The organism is Cedecea neteri NBRC 105707 = ATCC 33855, from assembly GCF_001571265.1.
In the GTDB taxonomy this organism is placed as follows: Bacteria; Pseudomonadota; Gammaproteobacteria; order Enterobacterales; family Enterobacteriaceae; genus Cedecea; species Cedecea neteri.
This window is the reverse complement of the sequence record NZ_BCTL01000026.1, coordinates 74,605-99,876: the sequence shown is the minus strand read 5'-3', so window position 1 is coordinate 99,876 and position 25,272 is coordinate 74,605. Positions and strand designations below refer to the sequence as shown.

Annotated in this window: 20 protein-coding genes; 13 read left to right on the top strand and 7 right to left on the bottom strand. The window is 54.8% G+C overall.

Going from position 1 to position 25,272, the window contains the following annotated elements:
• Nucleotides 1–15: 15 nt before the first annotated feature.
• Both argB and argC read right to left on the bottom strand, forming a co-directional pair.
• Nucleotides 16–792 (bottom strand): acetylglutamate kinase, encoded by a 777-nt coding sequence (gene argB / locus CNE01S_RS12385; RefSeq protein ID WP_096754164.1) that lies wholly within the window; start codon nucleotides 790–792, stop codon nucleotides 16–18.
• 16 nt (nucleotides 793–808) lie between these two features.
• Nucleotides 809–1,813 (bottom strand): N-acetyl-gamma-glutamyl-phosphate reductase, encoded by a 1,005-nt coding sequence (gene argC, locus CNE01S_RS12380; RefSeq protein WP_061276359.1) that lies wholly within the window; start codon nucleotides 1,811–1,813, stop codon nucleotides 809–811.
• A 186-nt stretch (nucleotides 1,814–1,999) separates the two neighbouring features.
• On the opposite strand from argC, the gene argE reads away from it, so the two are divergent.
• The 3 genes from argE (at nucleotide 2,000) to CNE01S_RS12365 (ending at nucleotide 8,110) form a co-directional block, all read left to right on the top strand.
• The gene (argE, locus tag CNE01S_RS12375) at nucleotides 2,000–3,151 is read left to right on the top strand and encodes an acetylornithine deacetylase (RefSeq protein WP_061276357.1); all 1,152 of its coding nucleotides are present in this window, start codon (nucleotides 2,000–2,002) and stop codon (nucleotides 3,149–3,151) included.
• Between the two features lie 235 nt (nucleotides 3,152–3,386).
• Nucleotides 3,387–6,038, top strand: a complete 2,652-nt coding sequence (gene ppc, locus CNE01S_RS12370) for a phosphoenolpyruvate carboxylase (protein WP_061276356.1) — start codon at nucleotides 3,387–3,389, stop codon at nucleotides 6,036–6,038.
• Between the two features lie 338 nt (nucleotides 6,039–6,376).
• Nucleotides 6,377–8,110, top strand: coding sequence for a phosphoethanolamine transferase CptA (locus tag CNE01S_RS12365; protein ID WP_061276354.1), 1,734 nt, complete (start codon nucleotides 6,377–6,379; stop codon nucleotides 8,108–8,110).
• Between the two features lie 70 nt (nucleotides 8,111–8,180).
• Here CNE01S_RS12365 and metF read toward each other — a convergent pair whose 3' ends face one another.
• The 3 genes from metF to metB form a co-directional block, all read right to left on the bottom strand.
• Nucleotides 8,181–9,071, bottom strand: a complete 891-nt coding sequence (gene metF / locus CNE01S_RS12360; RefSeq protein ID WP_061276353.1) for a methylenetetrahydrofolate reductase — start codon at nucleotides 9,069–9,071, stop codon at nucleotides 8,181–8,183.
• Between the two features lie 228 nt (nucleotides 9,072–9,299).
• Nucleotides 9,300–11,732: a bifunctional aspartate kinase/homoserine dehydrogenase II gene (locus tag CNE01S_RS12355; protein ID WP_061276351.1), complete on the bottom strand. Its 2,433-nt coding sequence runs from the start codon at nucleotides 11,730–11,732 to the stop codon at nucleotides 9,300–9,302.
• Between the two features lie 2 nt (nucleotides 11,733–11,734).
• Nucleotides 11,735–12,895, bottom strand: a complete 1,161-nt coding sequence (gene metB, locus CNE01S_RS12350) for a cystathionine gamma-synthase (RefSeq protein WP_061276348.1) — start codon at nucleotides 12,893–12,895, stop codon at nucleotides 11,735–11,737.
• 276 nt (nucleotides 12,896–13,171) lie between these two features.
• On the opposite strand from metB, the gene metJ reads away from it, so the two are divergent.
• A complete protein-coding gene (metJ, locus tag CNE01S_RS12345) occupies nucleotides 13,172–13,489 on the top strand; it encodes a met regulon transcriptional regulator MetJ (RefSeq protein WP_008457553.1) in 318 nt (105 codons plus the stop codon).
• Nucleotides 13,490–13,594: 105 nt separating this feature from the next.
• Here metJ and rpmE read toward each other — a convergent pair whose 3' ends face one another.
• Complete coding sequence (rpmE, locus tag CNE01S_RS12340; RefSeq protein WP_008457552.1) at nucleotides 13,595–13,810, bottom strand: 50S ribosomal protein L31; 216 nt, start codon at nucleotides 13,808–13,810, stop codon at nucleotides 13,595–13,597.
• A 206-nt stretch (nucleotides 13,811–14,016) separates the two neighbouring features.
• On the opposite strand from rpmE, the gene priA reads away from it, so the two are divergent.
• The 7 genes from priA (at nucleotide 14,017) to rraA (ending at nucleotide 22,090) form a co-directional block, all read left to right on the top strand.
• Nucleotides 14,017–16,215, top strand: coding sequence for a primosomal protein N' (gene priA, locus CNE01S_RS12335; RefSeq protein WP_061276346.1), 2,199 nt, complete (start codon nucleotides 14,017–14,019; stop codon nucleotides 16,213–16,215).
• Nucleotides 16,216–16,376: 161 nt separating this feature from the next.
• Nucleotides 16,377–17,411 carry a DNA-binding transcriptional regulator CytR gene (gene cytR / locus CNE01S_RS12330; protein WP_061276345.1) on the top strand — a complete coding sequence of 345 codons (1,035 nt, stop codon included), beginning with the start codon at nucleotides 16,377–16,379 and terminating at the stop codon, nucleotides 17,409–17,411.
• Nucleotides 17,412–17,500: 89 nt separating this feature from the next.
• A complete protein-coding gene (gene ftsN, locus CNE01S_RS12325) occupies nucleotides 17,501–18,541 on the top strand; it encodes a cell division protein FtsN (RefSeq protein ID WP_061276343.1) in 1,041 nt (346 codons plus the stop codon).
• An 89-nt stretch (nucleotides 18,542–18,630) separates the two neighbouring features.
• Entirely contained in the window at nucleotides 18,631–19,161 is a 531-nt protein-coding gene (gene hslV / locus CNE01S_RS12320; RefSeq protein WP_038477047.1) for an ATP-dependent protease subunit HslV, read from the top strand.
• A gap of 9 nt (nucleotides 19,162–19,170) precedes the next feature.
• On the top strand, nucleotides 19,171–20,505 hold the full coding sequence (hslU, locus tag CNE01S_RS12315; protein ID WP_038477050.1) for an ATP-dependent protease ATPase subunit HslU: 1,335 nt from the start codon (nucleotides 19,171–19,173) through the stop codon (nucleotides 20,503–20,505).
• A 77-nt stretch (nucleotides 20,506–20,582) separates the two neighbouring features.
• On the top strand, nucleotides 20,583–21,509 hold the full coding sequence (menA, locus tag CNE01S_RS12310; RefSeq protein ID WP_061276341.1) for a 1,4-dihydroxy-2-naphthoate polyprenyltransferase: 927 nt from the start codon (nucleotides 20,583–20,585) through the stop codon (nucleotides 21,507–21,509).
• Between the two features lie 95 nt (nucleotides 21,510–21,604).
• Nucleotides 21,605–22,090, top strand: coding sequence for a ribonuclease E activity regulator RraA (gene rraA, locus CNE01S_RS12305; protein WP_008457535.1), 486 nt, complete (start codon nucleotides 21,605–21,607; stop codon nucleotides 22,088–22,090).
• Between the two features lie 62 nt (nucleotides 22,091–22,152).
• Here rraA and zapB read toward each other — a convergent pair whose 3' ends face one another.
• Entirely contained in the window at nucleotides 22,153–22,392 is a 240-nt protein-coding gene (zapB, locus tag CNE01S_RS12300; RefSeq protein ID WP_008457532.1) for a septal ring assembly protein ZapB, read from the bottom strand.
• 435 nt (nucleotides 22,393–22,827) lie between these two features.
• Here zapB and CNE01S_RS12295 point away from each other — a divergent pair, with 435 nt between their 5' ends.
• Both CNE01S_RS12295 and glpK read left to right on the top strand, forming a co-directional pair.
• Nucleotides 22,828–23,682, top strand: a complete 855-nt coding sequence (locus CNE01S_RS12295; RefSeq protein WP_061276339.1) for an MIP/aquaporin family protein — start codon at nucleotides 22,828–22,830, stop codon at nucleotides 23,680–23,682.
• A 21-nt stretch (nucleotides 23,683–23,703) separates the two neighbouring features.
• The gene (glpK, locus tag CNE01S_RS12290; protein WP_008457520.1) at nucleotides 23,704–25,218 is read left to right on the top strand and encodes a glycerol kinase GlpK; all 1,515 of its coding nucleotides are present in this window, start codon (nucleotides 23,704–23,706) and stop codon (nucleotides 25,216–25,218) included.
• Nucleotides 25,219–25,272 lie beyond the last annotated feature (54 nt).

Sequence of the window (25,272 nt, the reverse complement as noted above, 5' to 3'; positions counted from 1 at the left end):
AAAACTATTCTTTGTCTATGCCAGAATCCGGGTGCCGATAGCCACGCCGTTGAATAAAGAGGGTAGCTGATCCGCGTGGCGCCATGAGGCAATATCCACCGGACGCCCCAGGGTACGGGCCGCATCCAGCGCCGCGTTCACTTTCACAATCATGCCGTCGGTAATAATGCCTTGCTCAATCAGCTGTTCAGCTTTGGCCGCCGTCATCTCAGCGATGCGCTGGCCTTTGCCGTCCAGGATGCCGCTCACGTCGGAAAGAAGAATCAGGTCCGCACCGAGCGTGGCAGCAAGCGCTGTCGCCGCCTGGTCCGCATTCACATTCATCAGCTCGCCTTCTACGGTCACACCGATGGAGCTAACAATCGGCAAGAAGCCGTTTTCCAGCAGTGTATTAATCAGTTTTGGCGAACCCGGTTTAGCGAGGCCGACGTGGCCAAGCGCTTCGTCAAGCTGAGTCACCGTGACGCTATCCCCGTCGCCGAGGCTCAGGCCGACGCCGTTAATCCCATGTTTCTTCGCCCAGGCCAGCAGCGTCTTGTTGGCCGTGCCCGCCAGCGCACCGGTAATAATGTCAATCTGGTCGGCAGGCGTTACGCGCAGGCCATTTTTCTTTTCCACCGGCAGCGCCAGCTTTTTCATCAGTTCATCCACCAGGCAACCGCCGCCGTGAACAATCACCAGCGGACGCTGATGGGACTGACGATAGTTCACCAGTGCGGTAAACAGGCGCTCCAGCGCTTCTTCGCTATCCAGCAGTACGCCGCCTAATTTGATAATTAAAGGATTCATCATTTCACCTGACAGACGGTTAAATAAGGGACTGCGTTTCGGCGAAGCCAAAACGAATATTAAGACACTGTACTGCCTGCGCCGCGGCACCTTTCAGCAGGTTGTCCTCGGTGGCAACGATAATCAGGTGCTCATCCTGTACGGCAAAACCAATGTCACAGAACGGCAGACCAACCACATTTTTCAGCGCCGGTACGCCTTTTTCGTACAGGCGAACCAGCGGCTTGTCGCCATAGGCCTGGTTAAACGTCTCCGCAATTTTCTGCTGCGTGACGCCAGCCTTCAGGCGGCAGGTAATGGTCGCCAGAATGCCGCGTGTGAAATTGCCGAGGTGCGGGGTAAAAATGACCGGCGCGCCAAGATGGGTGGCGATTTCTGGCTGATGACGATGATTAAATACACCGTAAGGTTGGAGGCTGACTTCGCAGAAGCTGTTGGAAATCGCCGCCTTGCGCCCGGCACCGCTGACGCCGCTGGTAGCGTTGATCACCGGCCACTGGCTCAAATCCAGCAGATCGGCGTCGATCAGCGGCTTCAGCGCCAACTGAGACGCCGTCGGATAACATCCCGGCACCGCAATTAAATTGCTCTCTTTCAGCTTATCGGCCTGCCACTCTGCCAGGCCATAAACCGCCTTTTCCAGCAGCTCAGGATGTTGATGGGTAAAACCGTAATAACGTTCATAAAACGCCGGATCGTTAACGCGAAACGCGCCGGAAAGATCGATCACTACGCGGCCTGCCGCCAGGAACTGCGGGGCCAGGTCGTGGCTGACTTCGTGGGCAGTGGCGAGGAACACCACATCCACGCCTTCGCTGAACTCGCTGATGTCCGACATCGCCTGCAGCGGCAGATCAACAATACCCTTTAACTGCGGATGCAAATCAGATATCAATTTTCCTGCATCTGAACTTTGCGCTGAAACCGTCAAAGCGGTTATGTTCATATCAGGATGGCGATTCAAATAGCTTACAAGCTCTGCGCCTGCATAACCGCTTGCACCCACAATCAGCGTATTCAACATCTGGGTCGTTCACCTTGTCTTTTCGGTCTGCTCAGAGTGCCAGCCTGACGCTTTCACCCACGTCCGTTAGCGTGGTTTTTTATTCACCGGAACGCTTAACTGTTCCTTTACGCTCAACGTTATTGTATTTTTATTCATAATTAATGCATGAATATTGATACTATCCTAACCTAAGGCCTGTCAACAGTGAAGATGAAATTACCGCCTTTTATCGAGATCTACCGCGCCCTGATCGCGACACCTTCCATCAGCGCCACCGACAGCGCGCTGGATCAAAGCAATGAGTCTTTAATCAATTTACTGGCCGGCTGGTTCCGCGACCTCGGTTTTAACGTTGAAATTCAGCCCGTTCCGGGGACACGCAATAAATTCAATATGCTGGCGAGCAGCGGCCAGGGCGCTGGCGGCCTGCTGCTGGCGGGGCATACCGACACCGTGCCGTTTGACGATGGCCGCTGGACGCGGGACCCGTTTACCCTGGCCGAGCACGACAACAAGCTTTACGGCCTGGGTACTGCCGATATGAAAGGATTCTTCGCGTTCATTCTGGATGCGCTGCGCGACGTGGATGTGACAACCCTGAAAAAGCCGCTCTATATTCTGGCCACCGCCGATGAAGAGACCACCATGGCAGGGGCACGCTATTTCTCTGAAACAACCTCGTTACGTCCGGACTGCGCGATCATCGGTGAGCCAACATCGTTACAACCGGTGCGCGCGCATAAAGGCCACTTGTCGAACGCCATTCGTATTCTCGGGCAGTCCGGCCACTCGAGCGATCCCGCGCGCGGCGTCAACGCCATTGAACTGATGCACGATGCCATCGGCCATATCCTCACGCTGCGCAATACCCTGAAAGATCGCTATCACCATGATGCCTTCACCGTGCCGTATCCGACCCTTAACCTGGGTCATATCAACGGCGGCGACGCGGCAAACCGCATTTGTGCATGTTGCGAACTTCACATGGACATTCGCCCGCTGCCGGGCATGACATTAAACGATCTGAACGGTTTACTGACTGAAGCATTAGAACCCGTAAGCCAGCGCTGGCCTGGCCGCCTGACGGTCTCTGAACTGCATCCGCCGATTCCAGGCTACGAATGCCCGCCGGACCACCAGCTCGTGCAGGTCGTTGAGAAGCTGCTCGGCGCGCAAACGGAAGTGGTGAACTACTGCACCGAAGCGCCGTTTATCCAGACCGTATGCCCAACGCTGGTTCTTGGCCCTGGCTCCATCAACCAGGCGCACCAGCCGGATGAATACATTGATACCCGCTTTATCAAGCCAACTCGGGAGTTAATTACTCAGGTAGTACATCATTTTTGTTGGCATTGATTAATCGCGGTGAAAGGGGGTTTTACCCCCTTTTTAATCTGGAATAATCGCTATTCTTATAAGAAATGCTTATGAGCGAAGTTGGTAATTAAATTTCATAAATTCGCGTCATTTCCTCGTTTGCTGAAACGATTTCGTAGCAATTGACGAATGGTTTATGACGTGGCTTTATAAAAGGCGGTGTTGAACCTTCACGGGTGAAATTAAGTTACATAATAGATTGGGCTGGAGTCATATGAACGAACGCTATTCTGCTTTGCGAAGTAATGTCAGCATGCTCGGAAAACTGCTCGGAGATACCATCAAAGATGCGCTGGGGGAAAATATTCTCGACCGCGTAGAAACGATCCGTAAGTTATCCAAGTCCTCCCGCGCCGGTAATGAAGCCCATCGTCAGGAGCTGCTGAGCACGCTGCAGAACCTCTCAAATGATGAACTGCTCCCCGTCGCCCGTGCTTTTAGCCAGTTCCTTAATCTTGCCAACACCGCAGAGCAATACCACAGCATCTCCGCGACGGGCGAAGCGGTCAGCAACCCGGAAGTTATCGCTAAAACGCTGCAAAAACTAAAAGATCAGCCGGGCATCGGCGAAGCGGACATTCGGGCGGCCGTTGAGTCTCTTTCTCTGGAGCTGGTACTTACCGCTCACCCTACCGAGATCACTCGCCGCACCCTGATTCACAAACTGGTTGAAGTGAACAGCTGCCTGAAGCAACTCGACCACGGCGATCTCGCCGACTACGAGCGCAACCAGATCATGCGCCGCCTTCGTCAGCTAGTGGCTCAGGCATGGCATACCGACGAAATTCGTAAGCATCGCCCTTCTCCGGTCGACGAAGCCAAATGGGGCTTCGCGGTGGTGGAAAACAGCCTCTGGGAAGGGGTGCCAAATTACCTGCGTGAGCTTAACGAACAGCTCGAAGAAAATCTGAACTATAAGCTGCCGGTGGACTTCGTTCCGGTACGCTTTACCTCCTGGATGGGCGGCGACCGCGACGGTAACCCGAACGTCACGTCCGAAATCACCCGTCATGTCCTGCTGCTCAGCCGCTGGAAAGCCACTGACCTGTTCCTGCGCGATATCGCGGTGCTGGTTTCAGAGCTGTCGATGGTGGAATGCACGGCAGAGCTTAGCGAACTGGCAGGACCAGACGCCGGGCAGGAACCTTACCGCCACATCATGAAAGGCCTGCGCCAGCAGCTGCTCGCCACTCAGGCCTGGCTTGAGGCCCGTCTGAAAGGCCAGCGCCTTCCAAAGCCGGAAGGTCTGCTCATTCAAAACGAGCAGCTTTGGGATCCGCTATACGCCTGTTATCAATCCCTGCAGGCCTGCGGCATGGGCATCATCGCTAACGGGCAGTTGCTGGATACCCTGCGCCGCGTGAAATGCTTCGGCGTGCCGCTGGTACGTATTGATATTCGCCAGGAAAGCACCCGCCACAGCGAAGCGCTGGGCGAAATGACCCGCTACATTGGCATCGGCGACTACGAAAGCTGGTCAGAGGCTGATAAGCAAGCCTTCCTGATCCGCGAACTGAACTCCAAGCGTCCCCTGCTGCCCCGCCAGTGGGAGCCAAGCGAAGAAACCCGCGAAGTGCTGGAAACCTGTAAAGTGGTGGCCGAAGCCCCGCGTGGCTCTATCGCCGCCTACGTTATTTCGATGGCCAAAACGCCGTCCGACGTGCTGGCCGTTCACCTACTGCTGAAAGAAGCGGGCTGTACCTTCGCCCTGCCGGTTGCACCGCTGTTTGAAACCCTCGACGACCTGAATAACGCCGACGACGTCATGACCCAGTTGCTGAACATCGACTGGTACCGTGGCTTTATCCAGGGCAAACAGATGGTGATGATTGGCTATTCCGACTCGGCGAAAGACGCGGGCGTAATGGCCGCATCCTGGGCGCAGTACGAAGCGCAGGATGCGCTGATTAAAACCTGTGAGAAAGCCGGTATCGCCCTGACGCTGTTCCACGGTCGCGGCGGCTCCATCGGCCGTGGCGGTGCACCAGCGCACGCGGCCCTGCTTTCTCAGCCACCGGGCAGCCTGAAAGGCGGCCTGCGCGTAACCGAGCAAGGCGAGATGATTCGCTTTAAATACGGCCTGCCGGAAATCACCATCAGCAGCCTGTCGCTTTACACCAGCGCGATCCTTGAAGCTAACCTGCTGCCGCCGCCGGAGCCGAAGAAAGAGTGGATTCAGATCATGAACTCACTTTCCGCGACATCGTGCGAGATGTACCGCGGCTATATTCGGGAGAACAAAGACTTCGTGCCGTATTTCCGTTCCGCTACGCCGGAGCTGGAATTGGGCAAACTGCCGTTGGGTTCCCGCCCGGCGAAACGCCGTCCAAACGGTGGGGTAGAATCTTTACGTGCGATTCCGTGGATCTTCGCATGGACCCAGAACCGCCTGATGCTGCCGGCCTGGCTGGGCGCGGGCGCGGCTCTGCAAAAAGTCGTGGAAGAAGGCAAGCAAAGCGAACTGGAAACAATGTGCCGCGACTGGCCGTTCTTCTCCACTCGCCTCGGTATGCTGGAGATGGTGTTTGCGAAAGCCGACCTTTGGCTGGCGGAATACTACGATCAGCGCCTGGTGAAGCCCGAGCTGTGGAAACTGGGTAAACAGCTGCGTGACCAGTTGGAAGCAGACATCAAAGTCGTGTTGGATATCGCCAACGACTCGCACCTGATGGAAGATTTACCGTGGATTGCCGAGTCTATTACCCTGCGTAATATCTATACCGATCCGCTGAACGTCCTGCAGGCCGAGCTGTTGCACCGCTCACGCCAGTCGGAAGAGAAAGGCGAAGCGCCTGATGCCCGCGTAGAGCAAGCCCTGATGGTCACCATAGCCGGCGTTGCCGCCGGAATGCGTAATACTGGCTAATATTTTTAGTTTCGCCAAAGCCCCCGCAAATGCGGGGGCTTTTGTTTCTGGCTAATGAAATCGCTCATCATCATTCACTGTGCTTAACACGGTTATTCCCCTCGCCATCTTCAACAAATAAACAACAACAAACCAAAAGTATTGGCAGCATAAATATCCCCGGAACAAGCCTAAAATTACGCTGTCATTGTTCCGACAGATTTTCTATATTGTGCGCAAAAGTCACCCAATAATGGGTGGCTTTTTTCGTGAGTACAGCCACCGTAGCGTTCATAACTAAGGCTTACTTAAGGTTTTCTCATTACGGTTAATGATAATTTAATAGCACAGGCATAAGTATGCACTTCAAAACCAACCAGTCTGAACGCAAGTTCAGCATTAAAGCCCTTGGATGGGTTTTACTCTACTTTTGGTATTTTTCCTCAGTTTTGCAGATTGCCATATTAACGACAGGCTACAGCGGTACCACGGGGCTGCGAGACTCTTTACTGTTTAGTTCTCTGTGGTTTATTCCGGTATTTCTGTTCCCGCAACGTACGCGCATTATTGCCGCCGTCATCGGCGTTATCCTTTGGGCCGCCTCTATAGCCGCCCTGGGTTATTACGTTGTTTACGGGCAGGAATTCTCACAAAGCGTTCTGTTTGTGATGTTCGAAACAAACGCCAACGAAGCCAGCGAATATCTGAGCCAGTATTTCAGCCTGAAACTGCTGTTGATTACGCTTGCCTATACGTTAGTAGCCATCTTTCTTTGGACACGTCTGCGCCCGGTTTATATTCCAAACCCGTGGCGCTGGCTGGTTTCATTCGCCATTCTGTTTGGCCTGGTGCTGAACCCGGTAGGCAAAGAATGGCTCATCAACAAACGCAGCATCGGGGAGTCATTCTCCAGCATTTCTTATCGCCTTGAGCCTGCTGCTCCGTGGCAGTTTATCGTTGCCTATACCGAATATCGCCAGCAGTTGGACAGCCTGAATAACCTGCTAACGTCCAACAATGCGCTGCCGCCTTTGGCTAACCTGAAAGACGCCTCCGGTAACGCGCCGCGCACTTTGGTGCTGGTTATTGGTGAGTCAACTCAGCGTGGTCGCATGAGCCTTTACGGCTACCACCGCCAGACAACGCCGGAACTGGATGAGCTGCATAAAACTGACCCGCAAATGACGGTGTTTAATAACGTCGTCACTTCGCGTCCTTACACCATTGAAATTCTGCAGCAGGCGCTGACGTTTGCAGACGAGAAGGATCCGGACCTCTACCTGACTAAGCCTTCGCTGATGAATCTGATGAAGCAGGCCGGGTACAAAACATTCTGGATCACCAACCAGCAGACCATGACGGAACGCAACACCATGCTGGCCGTATTCTCGAAACAGACCGACAAACAATATTATATGAACCAGCAGCGTACCCAGAGCGCGCGCGAATACGACACTAACGTCCTCGCGCCGTTTAAAGAGGTTCTGGCCGACCCTGCACCGAAGAAATTCATTATCGTGCATCTGCTCGGCACGCATATTCGTTACGACTTCCGCTACCCGGAAAACTGGAACAAATTTGATGGCAAAACTGACGATTTACCTGCAGGGTTAACCAAAGATCAGCAAGAAGCCTACAACAGCTACGATAACGCCAACCTGTTTAATGACCACGTGGTTTCCACGCTGATCAAAGACTACAAGGCCAGCGATCCTAACGGCTTCTTGCTTTATTTCTCCGATCACGGGGAAGAGGTTTACGACACACCGCCGCATCAGACTCAGGGGCGGAACGAAAACAACCCTACGCGCCATATGTACACCATACCGTTTATCGTCTGGACGTCACCGACCTGGCAGCAAGCCCACCCGCGTGACTTCTCGGGAGATATAAACCGCAAGTACAGCAGCTCAGAACTGATTCATACCTGGTCTGATTTGGCTGGCTTAAGCTATGACGGCTACGACGCGACACGAGCCATCGCCAGCCCGCAGTTTGTCGAAGCGACCCGCTGGATTGGCAATCCGTATGAGAAAAACGCGCTGCGGGATTATGACTCGCTGCCTTACGGTGATAGCGGCAGTAATCAATAACGCCTTTTGCCCATAAAGCAAAAAGCCCCGCTCAGAGATGAGCGGGGCTTTTTTTTAAATTAATGAATGTCTACAGCTTCGGCCGTACGCCTAAAGTGTGGCAGATCGCATAGCTCATTTCCGCTCGGTTCAACGTATAGAAGTGAAAATCCTTCACACCCTCCCGGCTCAGAATTTTAACCATATCCATGGCGATGTTCGCGCCTACCAGCTGACGTGTTTCTGCATCGTTATCCAGGCCTTCAAACATTTGTGCCATCCAGGACGGAATACGCACGTTGGTCATATCGGCAAATTTCTTCGCCTGTCTGAAGTTTGAAACAGGCAGAATACCTGGGATGATCTCAACATCAATGCCTGTGGCCGCGCAGCGATCGCGGAAGCGAAGGTAGCTTTCAACATCGAAGAAGAATTGAGTGATCGCGCGGTTAGCGCCAGCCTCTATTTTACGGCGCAGGCTGAGTAAATCCGCCTGGGCACTTTTAGCTTCGGGGTGAACTTCCGGGTAGGCCGCAACGGAAATATCGAAGTCGCCCACGTCCTTGAGCAGCCCGACCAGGTCAGAAGCATACATGTCCGGCTTACCGCTGCCAGCCGGCAGGTCACCACGCAACGCAACGATATGGCGGATGCCGTTGTTCCAGTAGTCCTGCGCAATCGTGCGCAGTTCATCACGCGTTGCATCGACGCAGGTCAGATGCGGTGCAGCTTCAAGGCCGGTTCGCTCTTTAATGCCTTTAATAATGCTGTGGGTACGGTCGCGTTCACCGGAGTTCGCACCGTAGGTCACGGAAACAAACGTTGGCTTCAGAATGCTCAGCCTGTCGATAGACTTCCACAGGGTCTGTTCCATTTCACTGCTGCGAGGCGGGAAAAACTCAAAGGAAACATGAATATGCCCGGCCACTTCGGCCAAACTCTGGTTCAGCGCTTCCCGCTGATTCGCGTGAAAAAAACTCATACCCTTACCTCGTCAATCGCATCATTATCGTGTGGTGGCGTTTTATTGCTATCCAGACGTTTAGACGTCCAGATAGAAAGATGACCGAAAAGGCGAGAGTCGTCAATGAAAATGTCACCACAAAATGTGGAGGAATTCTCACATAAGATGAATTTTTTTCAGGGCGGGCGGAGAACGAGGAGCGAGAAAACGCACTCTCTCCCGAAGAAAGAGAGTGCGGGAAAGAAACTACAGCAGCTGCGCCAGGCGGTTCAGATCGGACTGGATGGCACCGGCGGTAACATCACGACCGGCGCCAGGCCCGCGGATCACCAGCGGGTTATCACGGTACCAGCGGCTTTCAATCGCGAAGACGTTGTCACACGGCAGCAGAGCGGCAAGCGGATGTTCAGCCCGCACGGCTTCGACCCCTACGCGCGCCTTACCGTTCGCATCAAACCGGGCCACATAACGCAGCACCAGCCCCATTTCCTGCGCGGCTTCCAGCCGTTGCAGCATTTGCTCGTTCAGCTCATCGCCATTTTCAAAGAAGTGGTCGATGGAGCCACCTTCACAGCCTGAAGGTACCAGAGATTCCACCCGAACCTGATCCGGCTCGATGTCGTAACCCGCTTCGCGGGCAAGGATCACCAGCTTACGCATCACGTCTTTACCGGAAAGATCAACGCGTGGATCCGGCTCGGTCAGCCCCTGCTGCCAGGCTTGATCCACCAGCTCGGTAAACGGCACGGTGCCGTCAAACTGCAGAAACAGCCATGAAAGCGTCCCCGAGAAAATACCGCTGATAGCCAAAATGGCATCGCCGCTGTCGCGCAGGTCGCGAACCGTATGGTTAACCGGCAGCCCTGCGCCCACCGTGGCGTTATACAGCCAGTGGCGGCCCGTTTTCTCAAACGCATCACGAATCTGGCGATATTTCTGGCCATTCCCCGCGCCGGCAAGCTTGTTGGCGCTGATCACATGGAAACCATGGCTGGCGAAGTCCAGATATTGATCGGCGAGCTGCTCGCTGGCGGTCACGTCCAGCACAACTAAATCATCGTAAGGGTGAGCGCGCATCCACAGGAACAACGACTCTTCATCCTGCTGGACGGCCTCGTCATTGAAGAAGGCCAACGCGCGGCTGGCGTCCAGACCTTCGTAATTCAGCAAGCTACGGCTGCTATCGACCACGCCGGCAAGCACAAACTCAAAGCCGGTACGGGCGGAGAGCACTTCCTGCTCACGGGCAAACAACTCAAGCCAGCGGGAACCAATATTGCCTTTGCCGAATAGCATCAGGCCAATACGCTTCTCCGCACGAAACAGCGACTTGTGTAAGCCCTGAATCAGGCTTTCCGTTGGGCCTACGCGCAGCACGGCCACCAGGCTAATGCCGTCTTCCGACTGCCAGATAAACTCCACCGGGTGATCTTTCAACTGCTGCCAGAAGCGGTGGCTATGCAGCGGGTTACGGCAAACGCCGGCCCCGACCATTGCCACCAGAGCCAGGCCTTCACGCAGGCGAAGCTCGCCCTGCAAACTGGCATCCTGAAGAAGTTGCAGCACGCTGTTGGCGACTTCCGAGGTGTAGCAAAGCTGCAGCAGATTACGGTCGGGATGCACGCCAATCGACAGCGGACGCACCTGACCGCGCTTGAGAATCAGATCCAGCTCTTTTTGCGCCAGCTTGAAATCCTGATGCGACGGCACCTGATACTCGATCAGGCAAACATCGTCATGGCTGGTCACAATGCGGGCACCCGTGCCGGACGCCAGAACGCGCTCAATACGGGTCGAGCCTTGCTCTGGCGAGTAGCTGCAGCGCAGTTGCAGGTCGATATCGCTTCCGGATACGGGCTGTAATGTACGAGCGTGCAGTACCGGCGCGGCGAGACGAGCCAGCTCGCTGGCTTCATCGAGACGCAGGAGCGGCAGCAGGCAAGCGTCTTTAACCTTACGCGGGTCGGCGCTGTAAACCCCGGCCACGTCGCTCCAGATAGTCACGCGGGAAACACCGGCCAACGCTCCAATCTGCGTAGCTGAATAGTCAGAACCGTTACGCCCCAGCAGGACGGTTTCACCGGCTTCGTTGCTGCAGATGAAGCCGGTCACGACCAGGCGTTTATTCGGGTGTTGGGCAAGCAAGTTTTGCAGCAGCGGCCAGGAACGGCCTTCATCAACCTGTGGCTGCGCCGCACGTTCAGCGCGCATAAAATCACGGGCGTCCAGCCAGGCGGCTTCTACGCCCTGATGATTCAGCACCGCGGCCATCAAACGCGCCGACCAGACTTCCCCATGACCAACAACTTCTGCATAAACGGCATCGGTCATTTTGCCGTCCAGCAGAACAGCAAGGCGCTCAAGGTCGTGAATAAACCCGGCTATCAGGCCATCGGCCACTTCCGCCGGAAGCAGGCCACTAATAAGATCGCTCTGATAGCGGCGCAGCGTTTGCTGCACCTGATGCGCGGAAAGCCTGTCGCTCTGGCTCAGCTTGAGCCAGTTAATCAACTGGTTAGTGGTACTGCCGGCGGCCGAAACCACCATCATGTCACCCGGTCTGGAATATTCGGTCATGATACCCGCCACGCGCAGGTAACATTTCACATCGGCAAGACTGCTGCCCCCAAACTTGTGCAGCTGACGAACCGGCGTCCCTGCTGGTGCTGAAACACTCATGCTTACCCCTCGGCAGCGACCCGGAAGGCATTTTCCAGATCGGCAATTAAATCTTCACTATCTTCTATACCTGTTGAAACGCGTAGCAGCGTCTCAGAAATGCCGGCGGCGGCCCGCGCCTCCGGCGCCATGCCCGCATGGGTCATGGTTGCGGCGTGAGAAATCAAGCTTTCCACACCCCCCAGCGATTCAGCCAGGGTAAACAGCGACAGCGCCCCCAAGAAACGACGCAGCGTTTGCTCGTCACCGTCCAGCTCAAAGCTAAGCATCGCGCCAAACCCTTTTTGCTGACGGGCGGCAATCTCGTGGCCCTGGTTTTCCGGCAGTGAAGGATGATACAGCTTTTTCACCAGCGGTTGCTGCTTGAGAAGTTCAACAATAGCTAAAGCATTACGCTGAGCCACTTCCATACGCGGCGATAAGGTACGCAGGCCGCGCAGCAGCAGGTAGCTGTCAAATGCGCTGCCGGTCACGCCAATGTTATTCGCCCACCATGCCAGTTCGGTGACCGTGGCAGGATCTTTTGCAATCACCACGCCTGCAACCACGTCCGAATGGCCGTTGAGATACTTGGTGCAAGAGTGAAGAACCAGATCGGCTCCAAGCGCCAGCGGGTTTTGCAGTGCCGGGCTCAGGAAGGTGTTATCCACCACGCTAATCGCGCCTACTTCACGTGCTGCGGCGCAGATTTTCGCAATATCCACGACGCGCAACAATGGATTACTTGGACTTTCTACCAGCACCAGCTTTGGTTTTTCCGCCAGCGCAGATTTTAAAGCTTCTTCATCGTTCTGATCGACGAATAAAACGCGATAAGCCCCACGTTTTGCAAGACTATCAAACAGACGATAGCTGCCCCCATAACAGTCGTGAGGCGCAACCAGCAGGTCGCCAGGTTTGAGGAATACGGTGGTGACCAGGTGAATGGCGGACATGCCGGTATTGGTCATTACTGCCCCTGCTCCACCTTCCAGCTCAGCCAACGCCCGCTGTACAACGTCGCGCGTTGGGTTACCCCGGCGTGAATAGTCATGGGCACGCGGTTCATTAAAGCCGGTAAAGTTATAGGTGCTGGACAGATGGATAGGTGGAACGACGCAGCCGTATTGCTCGTCATCATTCAAACCGCTACGAACTGCGATGGTTGCCTGTTTACGCGTCATGGTGTGCCCGATCCTTGCTGGTCGAATAAAAGTCAGGCATCAGAGTAAACAACCGCAGTATAGACGTCAATACATCTGGACATCTAAACTTCTTTGCGTATAGATTGAGCAAAAGGCAAATAGCCGTTAAAATTATGCGTTTTAGAGTGTATGCGTCTGAGTTTCGCGCTCAGGAAAGGGTTATCCTACGCTGTACACTAAAAGAGATAATCGTCAACGCCGTGGATTCATCCGGCTTTGGCACATTTTCATAGATTAAGAGGATTAAGGTATCTCATGGCTGAATGGAGCGGCGAATATATCAGCCCCTACGCTGAGCACGGTAAGAAGAGTGAACAAGTAAAGAAAATTACGGTTTCCATTCCTCTGAAAGTGTTGAAGATCCTCACCGACGAGCGCACGCGTCGCCAGGTGAATAACCTGCGTCATGCGACCAACAGTGAACTGCTGTGTGAAGCTTTTTTGCACGCGTTCACCGGCCAACCGCTGCCGAACGATGCTGACCTGCGTAAAGAACGCAGCGATGAAATCCCGGAAGATGCCAAGGTCATCATGCGTGAACTGGGGATCGATCCGGATACGTGGGAATATTAAGACTTGTGGTTAAGGCGTCTGCGGGCGCCTTTTCTTATTGTTTGCCGGATAACAGACACAAAAAAGGCGCCTTCAGGGCGCCTTTCTCTTTCCAGTGTGCGAAACTTATTTTTTCGCGCCTGGTACGCTGAAGCGCTTGTTGAAGCGATCAACACGGCCGCCGGTAGCAACATCACGCTGTTTACCAGTGTAGAACGGGTGGCACTGACCACATACGTCCAGGTTCAGATCGTGACCTACGGTGGAGCGGATCTTGATAACATTACCGCAAGAGCAGTTTGCAGTAATTTCTTCGTATTTAGGATGGATATCTTTTTTCATGGTAAACCTCGGTAAAGGCCGCGTCGCTCTTCCAGCCCTAACGCCAGACACCACGCGATGTTAATAAATTAGGTTTTTCGATACCAAAACTGCGCATCAAAGGCGGCGAATCATACAGAAATTACTCAGCCGGTGCAAACTGATCCGCAATTTTGCAAGCACACAGTGTACACTAATACGTCATTTTTTTCAGCCTGGATGCTTTCATGCCCGTAGCCCACGTTGCACTGCCGGTTCCGCTGGCCCGTACCTTCGACTATCTGCTGCCAGAAGGCGTACAGGTTAGCGCAGGCTGCCGCGTTCAGGTACCGTTTGGTAAGCAACGCGAAGCTGTCGGTATCGTCATGTCGGTCAGCCAGTCGAGCGATCTTCCGCTCGAAAAACTCAAACCCGTTGGCGAAGTGCTTGATGGCCGTTCGCTCTTCACGCCGTCACTCTGGCGCGTGTTGCTATGGGCCGCGGAGTATTACCATCACCCGATTGGCGAGGTGCTCTTTCACGCTCTGCCGATCCTTCTGCGCCAGGGGAAACCCGCGCATCATGCTCCGCTCTGGTACTGGTTTGCTACAGAAGAAGGCAAAGCCGTTGACCTGAACAGTCTCAAACGCGCACCTAAGCAACAGCAGGCGCTGGCGGCGCTGCGGCACAACATAGTCTGGCGCCATCAAATCGGCGAGCTGGAAATCAGTGAACCAGGGTTACAAGCGCTCAGAACAAAAGGCCTGTGTGATTTAAAAAGCGCGGCACCTGCGGAAGCAGACTGGCGGGGAAACTATGCCGTTTCCGGTGAACGGCTGAGACTGAATACGGAACAGGCCACCGCCGTGGGCGCAATCCACAGCGAATCTGACCATTTCTCAGCCTGGCTGCTCGCAGGCATCACTGGCTCCGGCAAAACTGAGGTTTACCTCAGCGTGCTGGAAAACGTGCTGGCGCAGGGGAATCAGGCCTTAGTGCTGGTTCCGGAAATTGGCCTTACACCGCAAACCATCGCCCGCTTCCGGGAACGCTTTAACGCGCCGGTTGAAGTCCTGCACTCCGGGCTTAATGATAGCGAAAGACTCAGCGTGTGGCTAAAAGCGCGCAGCGGTGAGGCGGCCATCGTCATCGGCACCCGCTCCTCTCTGTTCACACCGTTCTGCCGTCTCGGCGTCATCGTCATCGATGAAGAACATGACAGCTCCTATAAACAGCAAGAAGGCTGGCGCTATCACGCCCGCGACTTAGCCGTTTACCGGGCACATGCTGAAAATATTCCGATCATTCTCGGCTCGGCAACACCCGCTCTGGAAACCCTGCACAATGTTCAGGTGGGAAAATATCGCCAGTTACGCCTGACCAAACGTGCCGGGAACGCACGCCCGGCTCACCAGCAGGTTGTCGATCTCAAAGGGCAGCAGCTCAAAGCAGGCTTAGCCCCTGCGCTTCTTAAAAAGATCGGCGAGCATCTTGCCGCGGATAACCAGGTGATCCTTTTCCTTAACCGCCGCGGTTTCGCGCCTGCCCTGCTCTGCCACGAATGCGGTTGGATTGCGGAATGCGCACGGTGCGATCATTACTACACGCTGCACCAGGGCCAGCGCCACCTGCGTTGCCACCATTGCGACAGCCAGCGTGCGATCCCGCAGCAGTGCCCGCAGTGCGGCTCCACGCATCTGGTGCCGGTTGGCATGGGCACCGAACAGCTTGAACACAGCCTTGAGCCACTGTTCCCGAACGTACCGATTTCCCGTATCGATCGCGACACTACCAGCCGTAAAGGGGCGCTGGAACAGCAGTTGGCCGAAGTTCACCGCGGCGGCGCACGTATTCTTATCGGCACCCAGATGCTGGCTAAAGGCCACCACTTCCCTGATGTCACGCTGGTCGCCTTACTCGACGTAGACGGCGCGCTTTTCTCCGCAGATTTCCGCGCCGCCGAGCGTTTTGCCCAGCTCTACGTCCAGGTGTCTGGCCGAGCGGGCCGAGCCGGTAAGCAAGGTGAAGTCCTGCTGCAAACGCACCATCCTGAACATCCTTTGCTGCAAACGCTGCTGACCAAAGGCTACGATGCATTTTCCAGCCAGGCATTGAACGAGCGCCAAACGGTGTTTTTGCCGCCGTACACCAGCCATGTTTTGATTCGGGCCGAAGATCAGAACAACCACCAGGCACCGCTATTTTTGCAGCAGTTGCGTAATCTGCTGGAAGCCAGCCCGCTCCGCGACGAGCAGCTCTGGATCATGGGGCCGGTTCCTTCTCTGCAGCCAAAACGCGGCGGGCGTTTTCGCTGGCAAATCTTGCTGCAGCACCCATCGCGCGCGCGCCTGCAAAAGCTGGTCAGCCACTCACTCACGCTAATTAACACGCTGCCCGAAGCCCGGAAAGTGAAATGGATGCTGGATGTCGACCCTATCGACGGGTAGCACAATCGGGCTGGTTATGCGAAGCCGATCGAAAAATCTAATACTCATCACATTTCTTGTGAAAAATTTGTAACCGCTTACAGCCAACTTCTGCTAAGAATGTGATGACTGTCAGACACACAGGAGTGTTGACGATAGCGGCGTGCATGTGAGGAGAAGAAGTGAAGCCGAAGAAACCGGTGGTGAATGCCACCATGAAAGATGTCGCCGTGCAGGCAAAAGTGTCTACTGCAACGGTATCCCGCGCCTTAATGAACCCAGACAAAGTTTCACAAAGCACCCGTAATCGCGTGGAACAGGCGGCGATTGAAGTGGGGTATTTGCCTCATTCTCTGGGGCGTAACATCAAGCGCAGCGAATCACGCACTATTCTGGTCATCGTGCCGGATATCTGCGATCCGTTTTTCAGCGAAATCATTCGCGGTATTGAAGTCACCGCAGCTTCACACGGCTACCTCGTGCTGATTGGCGATTGCGCCCATCAAAATCAGCAGGAAAAAACCTTTATCGATCTGATCATCACCAAACAAATTGATGGCATGTTGCTGCTGGGCTCGCGCCTGCCGTTTGACGCCAGCAAAGAAGAGCAACGCAACCTGCCGCCGATGGTAATGGCCAATGAATTTGCACCTGAGCTGGAGCTGCCCACGGTGCATATCGACAACCTGACCGCCGCCTTTAACGCCGTTTACTATCTGCAAGAGCTTGGGCATAAGCGCATCGCCTGTATCGCCGGTCCCGAAGAAATGCCGCTTTGCCATTATCGTTTACAGGGATACGTTCAGGCACTTCGCCGCAACGGCATCGTCGTCGATCCTCACTATATTGCACGCGGTGATTTCACCTATGAAGCAGGCGCCGCAGCGCTGGCACAGCTTATTGCTCTACCGGAACCCCCAACCGCCATCTTCTGCCATAGCGACGTGATGGCGCTAGGTGCGCTGTCTCAGGCGAAGCGTAGCGGGCTGAAAGTGCCGGAAGATTTATCAATTATGGGCTTCGATGACATCGCCTTGTCGCAGTTCTGTGACCCGCCCCTCACCACCGTCGCACAACCCCGTTTCGATATTGGTAAGGAAGCTATGCTGCTATTGCTGGACAACATGAACGGCCAAAACGTTAACAGCGGCTCACGCCTGCTGGACTGCGATCTTATTGAGCGAGGCAGCACCGCCGCGCCCGGCAGCAGAAATTGAGCCGTTTTTAAGACTGCATAAACTGGTCAAAGCCCCGCCCCTTAAGTAACATGGCGGACTGATAAACGAATAAAGACAGCGAAACGATAGTGGCACAACGAGATTATGTAAGCCGCGGGCAATCGGCAGGGACGCGGCGCAAAAAAAGTACACCCCGCAAAAAGCAACGTAGTCTGCCCTCCGTCTCTCCGACGATGGTTGCCATTGCGGCCGCAGTCGTGGTGGCCTTTGTCGGTGCTCTTTACTTTATTACTCACCATAAGAAAGAAGAGATTGACGCGCTTCCCGGCCACAAAGTGACCGGCAATGGCCTGCCGCCAAAACCGGAAGAGCGCTGGCGTTACATTAAAGAGCTGGAGAACCGCCAGCCTGGCGTACGTGCACCTACCGAACCTACCGCCGGCGGCGAAGTCATGAACCAAAATCAGCTCACCAACGAACAGCGTCAGTTGCTGGAGCAAATGCAGGCTGATATGCGCCAGCAGCCAACGCAGCTGAATGAAGTGCCGTGGAATGAGCAAACCCCTGCCCAGCGCCAGCAAACGCTGCAGCGCCAGAAACAGATTGTTCAGCAAACTCAGCCTGCACAGCAGCAGTGGAATACGCAAACGCAGCAGCCTCGCGTTCAGCAGCGTGTAGCGGAGCAGCCATACCAGCAGCCACGTAACACACAGCAAACCACGCAGCCTTATCAGCAGCCAAAAGCCGTGCCGCAGCAACAGCCGAAAACCTCAACGGCAAATAATCAGCAGCCTTATCAGGATCTGCTGCAGACGCCGCCGCACAGCCAGCAAAAAGCGCCACAGCAAACCAAACCGGTTCAGCGTGAAGCTCAGCCTGCGCCAATAACGCGTGAACCGGAAGTGGCTAAGCAGGCTCCTGCGGCTCAGGAGAAAAAAGACGAAAAACGCTGGATGGTGCAGTGTGGTTCGTTTAAAGGCAGCGAGCAGGCGGAAACCGTTCGTGCTCAGCTGGCATTTGAAGGTTTTGACTCCCGCATTACCACCAATAACGGCTGGAACCGCGTCGTCATTGGGCCAATCAAAGGTAAAGACAATGCCGACGGCACCATCAATCGGCTGAAGATGGCTGGACATAACAGCTGTATTCGTCTTGCCGCCGGGGGTTGAAACCCCAAAATTGCCCCCCATTTATAATGGCATTAGGCCCTGCGCACCGCGCAGGGCTCCTGTTTAGCTGATGCAAAAGGGGTCCGATCGTGACAACAATAGTAAGTGTACGTCGTAACGGCCATGTGGTTATTGCCGGCGATGGCCAGGCCACGCTGGGTAATACCGTCATGAAAGGTAACGTCAAAAAAGTACGTCGCCTGTACAACGATAAAGTGATCGCGGGTTTTGCCGGCGGTACTGCGGATGCCTTCACGCTGTTCGAACTTTTTGAGCGCAAGCTGGAAATGCACCAGGGTCACCTGGTTAAAGCCGCCGTTGAGCTGGCGAAGGACTGGCGTACCGACCGCATGCTGCGCAAGCTGGAAGCGCTGCTGGCCGTGGCTGACGAGAATTCCTCTCTGATCATCACCGGTAACGGCGATGTCATCCAGCCTGAAAACGATCTGATTGCCATTGGCTCAGGCGGCCCGTACGCCCAGGCCGCAGCCCGTGCCCTTCTGGAAAATACCGAAATGGGCGCGCGCGATATCGCCGTGAAAGCGTTGGATATTGCAGGTGATATCTGCGTTTATACCAACCACTTCCATACCATCGAAGAATTACCGTCTAAAGCGTAAGGATCTCCCATGTCTGAAATGACCCCACGCGAAATTGTTAGCGAGCTGAATAAACACATTATCGGCCAGGACAACGCTAAGCGCTCCGTCGCTATCGCCTTACGTAACCGCTGGCGCCGTATGCAGCTTGATGAAGAGCTGCGCCATGAAGTTACCCCTAAAAATATTCTGATGATCGGCCCAACCGGCGTGGGTAAAACCGAAATTGCCCGCCGTCTGGCAAAATTGGCCAACGCGCCGTTCATCAAGGTTGAAGCGACCAAATTCACCGAAGTAGGCTATGTGGGTAAAGAAGTGGACTCTATTATCCGCGATCTAACCGATGCCGCAGTCAAAATGGTACGCATGCAGTCTATCGAAAAGAACCGCTACCGCGCCGAAGAGATGGCCGAAGAGCGTATTCTCGACGTGCTGATCCCGCCAGCGAAGAATAACTGGGGCCAGTCTGAAGCTCAGCAGGAACCTTCTGCGGCTCGCCAGTCGTTCCGCAAGAAACTGCGTGAAGGCCAGTTGGATGACAAAGAGATTGAAATCGATCTCGCCGCGGCACCAATGGGTGTCGAAATCATGGCTCCTCCTGGCATGGAAGAAATGACCAGCCAGCTGCAGTCCATGTTCCAGAACCTGGGCGGCCAAAAGCAGAAACCACGCAAGCTGAAAATCAAAGATGCGATGAAGCTGCTGGTGGAAGAAGAAGCGGCGAAACTGGTGAACCCGGAAGAGCTGAAGCAGGACGCCATCGACGCGGTTGAGCAGCACGGGATCGTGTTTATCGACGAAATCGACAAAATTTGTAAGCGCGGTGGCAATAGCTCCGGCCCGGATGTGTCCCGCGAAGGCGTACAGCGTGACCTGCTGCCGCTGGTAGAAGGCTGCACCGTCTCCACCAAGCACGGCATGGTGAAAACTGACCACATTCTATTCATCGCGTCCGGCGCATTCCAGGTTGCCAGCCCGTCAGACCTTATTCCTGAGCTGCAGGGTCGTCTGCCGATTCGCGTTGAGCTGCAGGCGCTGACGGTTGACGACTTTGAACGCATCCTGACCGAGCCAAACGCCTCTGTGACCGTACAGTACAAAGCGCTGATGGCGACCGAAGGCGTGAACATCGACTTTACCGAGGACGGTATCCGTCGTATTGCTCAGGCGGCCTGGCAGGTGAACGAATCAACCGAAAACATCGGTGCTCGTCGTCTGCACACCGTACTTGAACGTCTGATGGAAGATATCTCCTATGACGCCAGCGAGTTAGATGGCCAGTCCATCCTGATCGACGCCGAATACGTCGGCAAACATCTGGATGAGTTGGTTGCAGATGAAGACCTGAGCCGTTTTATCCTATAATCCGGCTAACGCATTTTCTTCATTTGAAGTGGAGGGCTTATGCCCTCCATTTTTTTATCTAAGTTGGCAACCAAATAATGAGCGATTCGCAACCTACAAGTGTCACCCAGGCCTGGCTGGAAAGTCTTCGCCCACGCACGCTGCCTCTGGCATTTGCTTCCATCGTCTGCGGCTCGGCCCTGGCCTACTGGCAAGGCGTATTTGACCCTGCCGTGGCGCTGCTGGCGCTGTTGACCGCCGGGCTGCTGCAAATCCTGTCTAACCTCGCCAATGACTACGGCGATGCGGTTAAAGGCAGCGACAAAGAGGATCGCATTGGGCCGCTGCGCGGGATGCAGAAAGGGATGATTACTCAGGCGCAGATGAAACGTGCGCTGGTCATCACCGTCATCCTTATTTGTCTGTCGGGCCTGTCGCTGGTCGCCCTCGCCTGTCACACCTTTGCGGACTTCATGGGCTTCCTGCTGCTTGGCGTACTGTCTATCGTCGCCGCCATTACCTACACCGTAGGCACCCGCCCTTACGGTTATATGGGGCTGGGGGATATTTCTGTGCTGGTGTTCTTCGGCTGGATTAGCGTCGCAGGGACCTGGTATCTGCAGGCTCATTCGCTGGCGCCGTTGGTCATTCTGCCCGCTACCGCCTGCGGTCTGCTCGCAACGGCCGTGCTGAACATCAATAATCTACGTGATATCGACAGCGACCGTGAAAACGGTAAAAGTACGCTCGCCGTGCGCCTGGGGCCCACTGTTGCACGCCGTTATCATGCCGGTCTGCTCATCGGTTCTCTGGTCTGCCTCGCCCTGTTTAACCTTATCTGGCTCAAGAGCCTGTGGGGATGGCTATTTGTTCTGGCAGCGCCGCTTCTGCTCAAGCAGGCTGCCTATGTCGTGCGGGAACAAGATCCCGTTGCGATGCGCCCGATGCTGGAACGTACCGTTAAAGCTGCATTGCTGACGAATCTGCTGTTTGCTCTGGGCGTCGTACTCAGCACCGTCGCCTGATGACTGACAAATATCAATTAACAATTGATGATTTTGCCAACAGTTAACAGAACGCGATATACTGACAACTCCTGCAGCAAATGAACCTTAATCCTATGAAATACGATACTTCTGAGCTTTGTGACATCTACCAGGAAGAGGTCAACGTCGTTGAGCCGTTGTTCTCTAACTTTGGTGGCCGCTCGTCATTTGGTGGGCAAATCATCACGGTGAAATGTTTCGAGGACAACGGGTTGCTGTACGATCTGCTCGAAGAGAATGGCCGTGGGCGAGTCCTGTTGGTAGACGGCGGTGGTTCGGTACGCCGCGCGCTGATTGATGCAGAACTGGCTCGTCTTGCGCTGCAAAACGAGTGGGAAGGCATTGTGGTTTACGGCGCGGTACGTCAGGTGGACGATCTGGAAGAGCTGGATATTGGCATCCAGGCAATTGCCGCCATTCCGGCTGGCTCCGCGGGTGAAGGCATCGGCGAAAGCGATGTTCGCGTCAATTTTGGTGGCGTGACCTTCTTCTCAGGGGACCATCTGTATGCCGATAATACCGGCATCATTCTCTCCGAAGATCCGCTGGACATTGAATAATCCAGCCGATGGCTAGCATAACGGGCGCCTGAGGCGCCCGTTCTTTTTTGTCGGAAGCGAAATTACACTTCTTCCATTTTGCCCAGCAGCGCGTGCAAACGCTCCTGCCAGACGTGCTGTTGTTCTTTCAGGCTGCTGTTTTCACGCACCAGCTCTTCATGGTTGCTTTGTGCCTGCTGAACTTCCTGAGCCAGACCGTTATTCTTCTCTTTCAGCTCTTCGATTTCCATCTGTAACAACGTAATCGTGTCAACCGCCTGCTGAACTTTTGCTTCCAGTTTCTCAAACACTTCAAATGACATTTCGAACTCTCCTGAATGGCAAGGCGTTGATGGATGGCTATCCTCGTCCCGATTCTTCGGCGACGCCTTTATGAACGTATGCATAACACGTAGCGTAACTCGATTGTAAGTAGCCTGGATGCCCGTGTCCAGCGGCTTACCGCGCTCTTTGCGTAACATGACGTTTTTCAGCCTATGCTGAAAGCCACGCGTCGAGACCGGCTCTAATTGTTAAAAAGCACGTTAACAAAACACGTAATCCTCCCTGCGTTCCCATGAAGCACCGCTCATTTTTTAGCGCGAAAACGCTCATTTTCTTGACGCACCACGCACATTTAAAGTTCGATATTTCTCGTTTGTGCTCGTTAACGATAAATTAACACCATGCCTACATGGCATAAAGGTGACAAGGATGCTCGACAACAATAATCATCAATTTGCCTTCAGGACCCCACTATGAGTCAGACCGCTACAACAACCTTAAAAGGCCAGTGCATCGCCGAATTCATGGGTACCGCGTTGTTGATCTTCTTCGGTGTGGGATGTGTTGCTGCATTGAAAGTGGCCGGTGCCACCTTCGGGCAGTGGGAGATCAGTATCATCTGGGGCTTAGGGGTGGCGATGGCCATCTATATGACCGCAGGGGTTTCCGGCGCACATCTTAATCCGGCAGTAACGATCGCACTCTGGCTGTTCGCTTGTTTTGACGGACGCAAAGTCGTGCCGTTTATTATTTCACAGTTCCTTGGCGCATTCTGCGCCGCCGCGTTGGTTTATGGCTTATATTACAATCTGTTCCTCGACTACGAACAAACGCATCATATGGTGCGCGGCAGCGTAGAAAGTTTGGATTTGGCCGGTATATTTTCCACTTATCCGAACCCACACATTAACTTCGTTCAGGCATTCGCCGTAGAAATGGTGATCACTGCCATCCTGATGGGCGTCATTCTGGCGCTGACCGACGATGGCAATGGCGTGCCGCGTGGCCCGCTGGCTCCGCTGCTGATTGGCCTGCTGATCGCGGTTATCGGCGCATCAATGGGGCCGTTGACCGGGTTTGCGATGAACCCTGCTCGTGACCTGGGACCGAAGACCTTCGCGTGGCTGGCTGGCTGGGGCGACGTCGCCTTCACCGGTGGGAAAGACATTCCTTACTTCCTGGTGCCGCTGTTTGCGCCTATTGTCGGCGCATCCCTCGGCGCATTCGGCTACCGTAAATTGATTGGTCGCCACCTGCCATGCGATGTCTGCGTTGTCGAAGAAGACAAGCCGGACAGCAAGGTGACCTCTCAGCAAAAAGCACTGTAATACTGACTTCAGGACATGATTATGACTACAGAAAAAAAATACATCGTCGCTCTCGACCAGGGAACAACCAGCTCGCGTGCCGTTGTCCTGGATCATGACGCCAACATCATCAGCGTCGCGCAGCGTGAATTCGAGCAAATCTATCCTAAGCCAGGCTGGGTAGAGCACGACCCGATGGAAATCTGGGCCACCCAAAGCTCCACGCTGGTAGAAGTGCTGGCGAAAGCCGACATCAACTCCGACGAAATCGCGGCCATCGGCATCACCAACCAGCGTGAAACCACCGTGGTGTGGGAGCGAGAAACCGGTAAGCCAATTTACAACGCAATCGTCTGGCAGTGCCGCCGTACCGCTGATATCTGCGAAGAGCTGAAGCGCAACGGTATGGAAGAGTATGTGCGTCACAACACCGGCCTGGTGGTGGACCCGTACTTCTCCGGCACTAAAGTAAAATGGATCCTCGACCACGTCGAAGGTTCCCGCGAGCGTGCTCGCCGTGGCGAACTATTGTTCGGTACCGTCGATACCTGGCTCATCTGGAAGATGACTCAGGGCCGTGTACACGTCACCGACTACACCAACGCCTCTCGTACCATGCTGTTTAACATCCACGAGCTGGACTGGGATGACCGCATGCTGGAAGCGCTGGATATTCCTCGCGCCATGCTGCCGGAAGTGCGCAAGTCTTCCGAAGTCTATGGTCAGACCAACATCGGCGGTAAGGGCGGCACACGTATTCCTATTGCCGGGATCGCCGGTGACCAACAAGCCGCGCTGTTTGGTCAGCTGTGCGTGAAAGAAGGGATGGCGAAGAACACCTACGGTACCGGCTGCTTTATGCTGATGAACACCGGTGAGAAAGCCGTTGCCTCCACGAATGGTCTGCTGACGACCATCGCCTGCGGCCCGAAAGGTGAAGTGAACTACGCGCTGGAAGGTGCGGTGTTCATGGCGGGCGCATCCATTCAGTGGCTGCGCGACGAAATGAAGCTGATTGGCGATGCGTTCGACTCCGAGTACTTTGCCAACAAGGTGAAGGATACCAACGGCGTGTACGTTGTGCCTGCGTTCACCGGTCTCGGCGCACCTTACTGGGACCCGTATGCACGCGGGGCTATTTTCGGCCTGACCCGCGGCGTGAACTCAAACCATATTATTCGCGCCACGCTGGAATCCATCGCCTACCAGACTCGTGACGTACTGGAAGCAATGCAGGCAGACTCCGGTATTCGCCTGCATGCGCTACGCGTGGACGGTGGTGCGGTAGCCAATAACTTCCTGATGCAGTTCCAGTCCGACATTCTGGGCACTCGCGTTGAGCGCCCTGAAGTTCGCGAAGTCACCGCGCTGGGTGCCGCCTACCTGGCCGGCCTGGCCGTGGGCTTCTGGCAGAACCTCGACGAGCTGCAGGAGAAATCCGTCATCGAGAAAGAGTTCCGCCCGGGTATCGAAACCACCGAGCGTAATTACCGCTACGCTGGCTGGCAAAAGGCGGTTAAACGCGCCCTTGCCTGGGAAGATCACGAAGAGAAGTAATCGTTTCAAGGCCCCTGAAAAGGGGCCTTTCAGTTTCTGCCTTACCCGTCATCT